This window comes from Streptococcus sp. 1004_SSPC, from assembly GCF_001069025.1.
Taxonomy (GTDB): Bacteria; Bacillota; Bacilli; order Lactobacillales; family Streptococcaceae; genus Streptococcus; species Streptococcus vestibularis.
Genome location: NZ_JWGQ01000046.1, coordinates 18541 through 28725, shown reverse-complemented (window position 1 = coordinate 28725; position 10185 = coordinate 18541). Strand labels below are relative to the sequence as shown.

At 37.5% G+C, this 10185-nt stretch carries 7 protein-coding genes and 1 other annotated feature; of the genes, 2 read left to right on the top strand and 5 right to left on the bottom strand.

Annotated features, from left to right (window positions below):
* Nucleotides 1–158: 158 nt before the first annotated feature.
* The 3 genes from ADF62_RS03430 to ADF62_RS03420 form a co-directional block, all read right to left on the bottom strand.
* The gene (locus ADF62_RS03430; RefSeq protein ID WP_048788077.1) at nucleotides 159–2753 is read right to left on the bottom strand and encodes a YfhO family protein; all 2595 of its coding nucleotides are present in this window, start codon (nucleotides 2751–2753) and stop codon (nucleotides 159–161) included.
* A 49-nt stretch (nucleotides 2754–2802) separates the two neighbouring features.
* Nucleotides 2803–4425, bottom strand: a complete 1623-nt coding sequence (locus tag ADF62_RS03425; protein WP_003095259.1) for an ABC-F family ATP-binding cassette domain-containing protein — start codon at nucleotides 4423–4425, stop codon at nucleotides 2803–2805.
* 66 nt (nucleotides 4426–4491) lie between these two features.
* Nucleotides 4492–5364 carry a YitT family protein gene (locus ADF62_RS03420; RefSeq protein WP_003095734.1) on the bottom strand — a complete coding sequence of 291 codons (873 nt, stop codon included), beginning with the start codon at nucleotides 5362–5364 and terminating at the stop codon, nucleotides 4492–4494.
* 143 nt (nucleotides 5365–5507) lie between these two features.
* Nucleotides 5508–5749, top strand: a binding site (T-box leader).
* Nucleotides 5750–5792: 43 nt separating this feature from the next.
* Here ADF62_RS03420 and trpS point away from each other — a divergent pair.
* The gene (gene trpS, locus ADF62_RS03415; RefSeq protein WP_048788076.1) at nucleotides 5793–6815 is read left to right on the top strand and encodes a tryptophan--tRNA ligase; all 1023 of its coding nucleotides are present in this window, start codon (nucleotides 5793–5795) and stop codon (nucleotides 6813–6815) included.
* A 177-nt stretch (nucleotides 6816–6992) separates the two neighbouring features.
* Entirely contained in the window at nucleotides 6993–8474 is a 1482-nt protein-coding gene (gene guaB, locus ADF62_RS03410; protein WP_048788075.1) for an IMP dehydrogenase, read from the top strand.
* 182 nt (nucleotides 8475–8656) lie between these two features.
* Here the strand turns inward: guaB and recF are convergent, their stop codons facing one another.
* On the bottom strand, nucleotides 8657–9757 hold the full coding sequence (recF, locus tag ADF62_RS03405; protein WP_048788074.1) for a DNA replication/repair protein RecF: 1101 nt from the start codon (nucleotides 9755–9757) through the stop codon (nucleotides 8657–8659).
* A 2-nt stretch (nucleotides 9758–9759) separates the two neighbouring features.
* Complete coding sequence (gene yaaA, locus ADF62_RS03400) at nucleotides 9760–10137, bottom strand: S4 domain-containing protein YaaA (protein ID WP_048788073.1); 378 nt, start codon at nucleotides 10135–10137, stop codon at nucleotides 9760–9762.
* Nucleotides 10138–10185 lie beyond the last annotated feature (48 nt).

Below are 10185 nucleotides of genomic sequence, written 5' to 3'. Positions count from 1 at the left end.
CAGTTGGTAGTAGCGCATGACTGTTAATCATGATGTCGTAGGTTCGAGTCCTACTGGCGGAGTGATAAGACACCTCGAGTTGTATAGCTTGAGTTTTTTTGTACCCAAAGATAAATAGGTCTGGAACAATTGTCCCAGACCTATTTAATTTAAGATAATCAGCTGTTTCGAATAATAGTTATTTTTCTGATGAAATAAGCGTAGCAACAAAATATGATACTTGCCAATAGACTAATCAATAAACCTGTCTTAAGACCATAGGGAATGAAGGTTAGAACAACTTTACCTTTCCCACTAGGGACATCAACTTTCATGAACCCCTTTTGGGCGCGTTGAATCTTAACTTTTTTATGATTTATGGTCGCTGTCCACCCCTTATCGTATGGAATGGTAAAGAATAGTGAGGCATTCGTTTTACTACTATAATCAACGAACACTTTATTATTTGACGTCGTAACCTTACTATCACGGTCATTAATAGTATCCATAGCTATCTGATAGTTTTTAGTATCAAGGGCATAAAAACTAGGATTATCAAAGGATATTGCTTTATTGCCAGGAAAACTAAGTTTGATGGTAACCATTGCTTCTGTTTCAAAGTAGCCAAGATCGAAGAAATCAAAGGTATTGTCAGTAACTTGATTTCTTGTCACACCATTTACAGTAATTGACAGAGAGTGGTTATTGTCATCGGACCAAGAAATATTAGGAACACTAACATAGAGTTGACTATGTGGTGGAGCGATGACTCGATAGGTTATTGTAACAAAATCTTTATTCGAGTTGCTAACGTTTTTAGCCACGCGCTGATTCAAAGGCTTAGCATCTTGATCAAAGAGTTGAGATGGAACTCGTTTAAAATAGTTTAAGTTGAGTCCAGATAGGGCATTTAGCAAGCTAGTTTGATTGTCAAGTGTATTGACAGTGAGGTCAATATTGTTGTAAATGCCATCAGTTAAGATAGCAAGCTGGCTTGCATTATTATTTTGATAAAGCCCCATTGTTTTCTCAGAAGTTACGTGATTAAAACCATACTTATTAATGTCAAAGTTCGATAAATTATATTTTATTCCGAAGAGACTATCAGCGATAATGGTGTTATTTTGGTAACGTAGGTTTAAATTAGTCCCTTCAGATTTGAAGCCTAACCTATCGAGTGTTGAGCTTGAAGCAGTATTTCGAATGGATGAAAATTGAGAAATACCATAATAATTGAATTTCATACTGTCGTTACCAGTTTGAGCTTCTAACCTTTCAGTACGGTAAAAAGTCTTATTCGCTTGCTTAGTATCTGAAACTAGTTTTGTAATGGAAGACATATTTCGTAGGTAGCCTTCACGAGTTGGGAATACCCACTCATTTCCCAGAGCTCCAACAACATAGTAAGTACTTAATGCAAGCTCAAAAATGCAGAATAAGAAGGTGAAACAGCGAAAAACACTACCAGGAATTTGCTGTCTAAAATAGCTAATAAATAGAATGGCATAGGCTAGAAGAAATGCTAGGCTTAATAGCCAGGAGACTGATTCAATAAAGCTATAGTGAGATTGGAAAATCCAAGTTAGTAAGTAAGCGGTACTCAATACTAAGAAAGATAGGAGGAGTCTTTTAAAAGAAAAGTTTTTTATTCGGTTGAGTGTTTCTCCTGCCAAAAGAACAATTAGGAGAGATAGTAGCCAAGAATAGCGATGGAGAAACATGTTGGGGGCATGCATTCCTTGCCAAAACAAATCAAGAGGCTGTAAGTAGAAGCTAGCGATAAAGAAAGCTACTAATAGGAGATAACCTAGACGTAATGATAGCTTGACTTCCCTACTAATAAAGAAAAGTAGAAAAAGAATCAAAGGTAAGATTCCCACATAGATCATAGGGATTGATCCAAATTTAGTAGTATCGTAAACTCCAACGAGATTTTTCGCAAAGAAGTCAAAATAATAGGTGGACTCTGTCAACAAACTTGACGCACCTGTAAATTTTTCACCATGTGTGGTCAAGTCAAGTAGCGTTGGTAGTAGCATGACAGCACTACTTAAACCAGCAAGTATAGAAATAATTCCAAAGTCTATGAAATGAAGAATCTTACTCTTCCATCCCTTGATAGTTATCAATTGTACTATGGTGTAAAGGGTTAGGAAAATAGCCATCATATATCCAAAATAGTAGTTTTGGATAAAAAGGCAGGTTAGACTAAAAAAGTATAAGCCCCGTCTATTGAATCTTAGTAAGAGGTGTAAACCTAATATGATTAGAGGGGCTAGAATAAAGGCATCTAGCCAGGTATTAATTTCTAACTGACTAGTAGCAAAACTCATCAAAGAAAATCCTGTAGAAAGACATAGGATGAAACTTCTTGACACTTTTGTAAAGAGACGCTTAAAGCTAAAAGCTCCTGAGAGCCCAATAAGACCGAACTTAAGCAGTGTTATATAATAAAAAGCATCGGCCATTTGGTTGACAGTAAAGAAATAGTAAAGTGGAGACAAGAAGGAACCTAAGTAATAGCTTGTTAGAGCATAGAAATTAAGACCTAGACCACTTGTAAAGGTGTAAAAGAGGCTTCCATCTCCATGAAGTATATTCCTAAGTCCAGTTGCAAAAATCACATACTGATGAAAACCATCACTTGTTAAAATAGTCCGCTCACTACCAGGATAGATTTTTTGGCTATACAGCACCCCTATCATGATTAGTACTGGCAAGAAAAAAGCAGCCAGATAAAATAATAAAGTCGTATGGTATTTTTTATTTGTCATAATGATACTAAGACAGGTTGGGATATCCCAACCTGCATCTTTTTATAGTTTAATCAGCCCATAGTGCTTTGACTTTAGCTTGCACTTCTTCATTTTCAAGGAATTCATCATAAGTTTCATCAATACGGTCAATTACCCCATTTTTAGAAACAACTACGATGTGATTCGCTATTGTTTGGATGAATTCATGGTCATGACTGGCAAAGATAACAGACTCTTTGAAGTCACGGACGCCATCATTCAGACTTGAGATTGATTCCAAATCCAAGTGATTAGTAGGATCATCTAGAAGAAGGACGTTAGATTTCAAAAGCATGAGTTTAGAAAGCATGACACGTACCTTTTCTCCCCCTGAGAGAACACTGACAGATTTATTAACCTCATCTCCTGAGAAGAGCATACGCCCAAGGAATCCACGTAAGAAGGTATCATCATCTTCACCTTTTTCGGCAAATTGACGGAGCCATTCGAGAATTGATTCACCAGATGCAAAGTCTTTAGAATTGTCTTTTGGAAGGTAAGAGCGGCTAGTAGTAACACCCCATTTGATTGTACCTTCGTAGTCAATATCATCGGCAAGGGCACGAATCAATGCAGTTGTTTGAATATCGTTTTGACCGATGATGGCAGTCTTATCTCCTGGTCGCAAGATGAAACTAATGTTGTCAAGAATAGTCTCACCATCCATCTTAACAGTGAGATTTTCAACTGTTAGAAGGTCATTACCGATTTCACGCTCTGCTTTGAAATTGATAAATGGGTATTTACGACTTGATGGGACGATTTCTTCTAGCTCAATTTTATCAAGCATCTTTTTACGAGAAGTCGCTTGTTTAGATTTTGAAGCGTTGGCAGAGAAACGTGCAACGAATTCTTGAAGTTCCTTAATTTTTTCTTCTGCTTTGGCATTACGGTCAGCCTGCAAGCGTGCAGCCAATTCTGAAGATTGTTTCCAGAAGTCATAGTTACCGACATAGAGTTTGATTTTACCAAAGTCAAGGTCGGCCATATGCGTACACACTTTATTCAAGAAGTGACGGTCATGGGATACGACAATGACCGTATTTTCAAAATCAATCAAGAAATCTTCAAGCCAAGATATTGACTGGATATCAAGACCATTGGTAGGTTCGTCAAGAAGAAGTACATCTGGTTTACCAAATAGTGCTTTTGCAAGGAGCACCTTCACCTTGTCACCATTAGCCAATTCACTCATGTTTTGATAGTGAAGGTCTTCTGAGATATTTAGGTTCTGAAGCAATTGTGAGGCTTCGCTTTCAGCTTCCCAACCACCCAATTCAGCAAAGAGTCCTTCTAATTCAGCAGCACGGACACCATCTTCATCTGAAAAATCTTCTTTCATGTAGATAGCATCTTTTTCTTTCATGATATCGTAGAGGCGTTCATTACCCATAATAACAACATCGATAACGCGTTCTTCTTCATAGTCAAAGTGGTTCTGACGAAGGACAGAAAGACGTTCATCAGGACCAAGCGAGATATGTCCTGTTGTTGGTTCAATATCACCAGCTAAAATTTTCAAAAAAGTGGATTTACCAGCACCATTAGCACCGATAAGACCGTAAGTATTACCTGGCGTGAAGGCAATGTTAACATCATCAAAAAGTTTACGATCGCTAAAACGAAGCGATACATCTGATACAGTAAGCATATAATATCCTTTATTTTTATTCTTAACTACTATTTTACGAGAAATTAGACTTTATTTCAATTGATTTTACAAGGGATTAATAAAGTCATTTGGAACTCTTTGGTAATCTTTTTGGAGGCTAAATCCACGTCCCATAACTGTAGAAGCAGGAACAATGACGATAAAGGCAGTTTCATCTATTTTTTGGATTTCTCCTTGAACTTTTGGAACCTCACGAGTTGACAAGGTAGTCATAATCATGTTTTGTGCATGTCCGGTATGTCCACCAAGAATTGGGATTTTTGTTGCTCCTCGATCAGCGACTCTAGTGATGTAGTTTAGGATTTGTTCACTATTTTGCGAAATGATTAGAAGATTTCGTGATGAATTGAGTCCGACCATCATTTTATCAATTGTAAGAGAAACAACTCCAAGTGAGAGAATGGAATACATAACAGTATCAGGAGGAAAGGCAATGGCACTGATTGCGACAATGATTCCATCGACAATAAGTAGTACCATTCCTAGCGGGAGTGGTGTATACTTGTTGAGAATTTGCGTGATAATTCCAGTTCCTCCAGTTGAAGAATTTCCATAAAAGACTATTCCTAGTCCTAACCCTAATACAATCCCACCAAAAATAGCAGCCAATAAAGGTTGTTTGGTGAGTGTAGGTAAGCCCTCAGTTAATTTGATAAAAGTTGGGAAGACAAGAGACCCATAGAAGGTTTTTAGGAGAACTTCGCGGCCAAGAAAGCACCAACATAAAATTAACAAAGGGATGGTTGTTGCTAAGACGAAGTTAGCATTATTCCAACCAAAAAGGGCATTTAAACTAATGGCTAGCCCTCCGACACCACCTGAAGCAATATTATTCTTAACTAAAAGTGAGTTATAGCCAACCGCAGCAATAAAAGAACCGAGTGTAACTAAAAGTATGTCTATTATTCGACGTTTCATATATTATCTCCTAGAAATGATATTCTTATTATCAAGTCTTTTTAAGTTTCCGTCAAGTAATGACTATTTTGGTTGTATCTGAGGTTGTGTTTCACGTGAAACTATAGACATAATCTTGACAAGAATAGATAAAACAATGTAGAATAATAGTCATCAGAAGAGTAATTCTTCCTTTCTTTTTTAGAGAGCTGGTGGTAGGTGTAAACCAGTATGAAGGTGGAATGAATGGGCTGAGGAAAATTGACGAGTAACGTGAACACATAAACGTTAGGTTTGGCACCCCTTACCGTGCAACTTCTTTGTTGAGAAGTTTTGAGATGATAGCTTTACAAAGAGTTATCAACTGAGGTGGTACCGCGTATCAAAAGTGATTAACGCCCTCACGCATATTTTTGCGTGGGGATTTTTTGTATTAGAGAGGTAATTACATGGCGAAACCTATTATTTTGACGGGAGACCGTCCAACAGGGAAACTTCATCTAGGACACTATGTTGGTAGTTTAAAAAATCGTGTCCTTTTACAAAACGAAGATAAATATAACATGTTTGTCTTCTTGGCTGATCAGCAAGCTCTTACGGATCACGCAAAAGAGTCAGAAATCATCAAAGAATCGATTGGAAATGTTGCTTTAGATTATCTTTCTGTAGGATTGGATCCAGAGAAGTCAACCATTTTCATTCAAAGTCAGATTCCTGAGTTGGCTGAGTTGACTATGTATTACATGAACCTAGTTTCATTGGCACGTTTAGAGCGTAACCCAACGGTTAAGACGGAAATTGCTCAAAAAGGCTTTGGAGAATCGATTCCAACAGGCTTTCTAGTTTATCCAATTTCTCAGGCAGCTGATATCACGGCCTTTAAAGCAAATTATGTTCCTGTCGGTAATGACCAAAAGCCAATGATTGAGCAGACACGTGAAATTGCACGTAGCTTCAATCATACTTATAATTGTGATATTTTGGTTGAGCCAGAGGGAATCTACCCTGAAAATGAAGCTGCAGGACGCCTCCCAGGTCTAGATGGTAATGCTAAGATGTCTAAATCCTTAGGGAATGGAATCTTCCTTTCAGATGATGAGGATACTGTTCGTAAAAAAGTAATGAGCATGTATACTGATCCAAATCATATTCGTGTGGAAGATCCAGGCCAAATCGAAGGTAATATGGTTTTCCATTATCTTGATATCTTTGGTCGCGAAGAGGATGCTGTTACAATTGCTGAAATGAAGGAACATTATCAGCGCGGTGGTTTGGGAGATGTGAAAACAAAACGTTATCTTCTAGAAATTTTAGAACGTGAGTTGACTCCAATTCGTGAACGTCGTTTAGAGTATGCCAAGGATATGGGGGAAGTTTTCCATATGCTTGAAAACGGAAGTCAAGCAGCGCGTGAAGTTGCTGGACAAACATTGGCAGAAGTAAAAGAAGCAATGGGAATTAATTATTTCTAAGAAATAAAAATAGGGACTCCAGATAATCTGGACCCCTATTTTTATTTGGAAAAAGGTTTTCTTATAATCTGGTGCGAAATCTGTTGACAAATCTGTTTAGCATGATATGATATTATCAATTAAAAAATAGACTGGGGTTTTTATACCTCAAAACTTTGAGAAAAGAGGACGATTATAATGTCAAATTGGGACACTAAATTCTTGAAAAAAGGTTACACTTTTGATGACGTATTGCTTATTCCTGCGGAAAGTCATGTTCTACCAAACAACGTCAACTTGAAGACGAAATTAGCTAAAAATTTGACATTAAATATTCCAATTATCACTGCAGCCATGGATACAGTGACAGATAGTAAGATGGCTATCTCAATTGCTCGTGCAGGTGGCTTGGGTGTTATTCACAAAAACATGTCTATTGCGGAACAAGCTGAAGAAGTTCGCAAAGTAAAACGCTCTGAAAATGGTGTCATCATTGATCCATTCTTCTTAACACCAGAACATAAAGTTGCTGAAGCTGAAGAGTTGATGCAACGTTACCGTATTTCAGGAGTTCCAATTGTTGAGACACTTGAAAATCGTAAATTGGTTGGTATTATCACAAACCGTGATATGCGTTTTATTTCTAATTACGATACAAAAATTTCAGAACATATGACTTCTGAGAAATTAGTCACTGCTTCAGTTGGAACAGATCTTGAGACAGCTGAAAGTATTCTTCATGAGCACCGCATTGAAAAGTTGCCTTTAGTTGATGAAGAAGGTCGTTTGTCAGGACTCATTACTATTAAGGATATCGAAAAAGTTATTGAGTTTCCTAATGCAGCTAAGGATGAATTTGGTCGTCTTTTGGTAGCGGGTGCTGTTGGGGTTACTTCTGATACTTTTGAACGTGCAGAAGCTCTCTTTGAAGCAGGGGCAGATGCTATTGTTATTGATACTGCACATGGTCATTCAGCAGGAGTTCTTCGTAAAATTGCTGAAATTCGTGCCCACTTCCCAGACCGTACTTTGATTGCAGGAAATATTGCAACAGCTGAAGGTGCGCGTGCACTTTATGAAGCAGGTGTCGATGTCGTTAAAGTAGGTATCGGACCAGGTTCTATTTGTACAACACGTGTAGTTGCTGGTGTAGGTGTTCCTCAAGTCACTGCTATTTACGATGCTGCAAGCGTTGCGCGTGAATACGGAAAAACAATCATTGCTGATGGCGGTATCAAATACTCAGGTGATATTGTAAAAGCTCTCGCAGCAGGTGGTAATGCTGTAATGCTTGGTTCTATGTTTGCTGGTACTGATGAAGCACCAGGTGAAACTGAGATATTCCAAGGACGTAAATACAAATCTTACCGTGGTATGGGATCAATTGCAGCGATGAAGAAGGGATCAAGCGATCGTTACTTCCAAGGTGCAGTTAATGAAGCGAATAAACTTGTTCCAGAAGGAATTGAAGGCCGTGTAGCTTATAAAGGTTCTGCTGCTGATATCGTATTCCAATTGATTGGTGGTATCCGTGCAGGTATGGGTTATACAGGAGCAGAAGATATCCAAGCTTTACATGACAAAGCTCAGTTTGTTGAAATGTCAGGTGCAGGACTTATTGAAAGTCACCCTCACGATGTTCAAATTACCAACGAGGCACCTAACTACTCAGCTCATTAATAAACATAAAAGTACTTATCTCAGATAAGTACTTTTTGTGTACAGGAACCTTTACAATAAGTTTACAACATATTTACGTGAGTATAGTTTTTGATAAAAGGGTTCAGGCGAAAATAATTTACAACTTGTTGGGTGATGCTTGTCACATGTGTTAATTACCAAAAAATAGAAAAACAAGTCGTTTAATCGACTTGTTTTTCATAAATATTACCGTTCTTAACTAAGAAGGTCTTTAAATCAGGTGGTAGGTTACTCAGATGATCAAGTGAAGTTGTCGTCATGAAGGTTTGAACCTCTTCGTCAATACTTTCTAACAGTTTAAGTTGACGGTGGTTGTCAAGCTCACTCATGACATCATCGAGGAGAAGAATAGGAAATTCACCTGTTACTTTTTTTATCAGAGCAATCTCAGCCATTTTTAAAGAAAGTATGAGACTACGTTGCTGCCCCTGACTACCGAAAGATGCGTTCATGTCATTAATGTAAAATGTTAAATCATCCCTATGCGGACCAACACCAGTGTTCTTTTTGAAGATATCTCTTTTGTGATTTTGCTTTAACGTGGTTAAAAATGATTCGCGAATAACGTTGTTATTTTCCAGTGGGATATTAGATTCGTAGGAGATTTTAAGGCGCTCTATCTGATTTGAGAGGTTACTATGATGTCTATCTGCCTCCTCCTCTAATTGCTTGATAAATTCTAGTCTATGTTCGATAACTCGTGTTCCAAAATCGGAAAGCTGTTCATCTAACACTGAGAGGAAATTAATGTCTACATTGTCAGTAGATTTGAGATAGGCATTACGTTGTTTGAGTACATGATTATAACTTGATAGGTCTGAGAGATAAACAGGCTTAATCTGTCCTAAATCAATATCTATAAATTTACGCCTTAGGCTTGGAGATCCTTTTACAAGTTGTAAATTCTCAGGAGCAAAGAGAATCACTGTCATGTGACCGATATAATCGGATAATTTAGCTTGTTTGAGGTGGTTAACCTTTGTTATGCGTCCTTTATTAGATAAACTGATTTCCAGAGGTAGCTTACCACTATGACGATGCACGATGCCGTTCAGTTTTAGAGTATTTTGCTGAAATTGAATTAGTTCTTTATCTGAGCGGGTCCGATGACTACGTGTCAATGCTAGAAAATAGATAGCCTCAAGAATATTTGTTTTTCCTTGAGCATTGCGACCAAGAAAAATATTGAGATGAGGTGAGAAGCTCACAGAGGCTTCAGTATAATTTCTAAAGTGTTGAATATCAATTTTTTCGAGCCACATAGTTAGGTTCCTGGGAAACGAACGGGGTTTCGTTTAGTTTTATTGCTTTCTTTTGACGGATGTGCTTTTTGTTTCTTTTTATTATCCTGATTCATTTTTTTAACAATGGCAGCAACACGTGCTTTTTCAGCGACTGCTTTTTGATGTTTTTCAATTTCATTTGTAGTAGGAGCTACAATCGTTATTTCAAGTTCCTCAGACGGAATGGTAATAACATCTCCATAACGAAGTTTTTTTCCACGACGTTTTTCATCCTCACCATTGAATAAAACGGTATTCTTAGCCAAGAAACCTTTAATAGCTCCGCCACTATGAATGATACTTAATTCTTTTAAAAGTGCTTGTAGTGTGATGTATTCATCAAATAATTTATATTCCATAGTACCTCAACTTTCTCTTGAGATAAGATAGCATAAAAATGGTATAAT

Bases quoted from the DNA above. Each gene is read 5' to 3' on its own strand.
- ADF62_RS03425 (WP_003095259.1), bottom strand. From the start codon at position 4,425: ATGCTTACTGTATCAGATGTATCGCTTCGTTTTAGCGATCGTAAACTT.
- recF (WP_048788074.1), bottom strand. From the start codon at position 9,757: ATGTGGCTCGAAAAAATTGATATTCAACACTTTAGAAATTATACTGAA.
- guaB (WP_048788075.1), top strand. From the start codon at position 6,993: ATGTCAAATTGGGACACTAAATTCTTGAAAAAAGGTTACACTTTTGAT.
- ADF62_RS03420 (WP_003095734.1), bottom strand. From the start codon at position 5,364: ATGAAACGTCGAATAATAGACATACTTTTAGTTACACTCGGTTCTTTT.
- ADF62_RS03430 (WP_048788077.1), bottom strand. From the start codon at position 2,753: ATGACAAATAAAAAATACCATACGACTTTATTATTTTATCTGGCTGCT.
- yaaA (WP_048788073.1), bottom strand. From the start codon at position 10,137: ATGGAATATAAATTATTTGATGAATACATCACACTACAAGCACTTTTA.
- trpS (WP_048788076.1), top strand. From the start codon at position 5,793: ATGGCGAAACCTATTATTTTGACGGGAGACCGTCCAACAGGGAAACTT.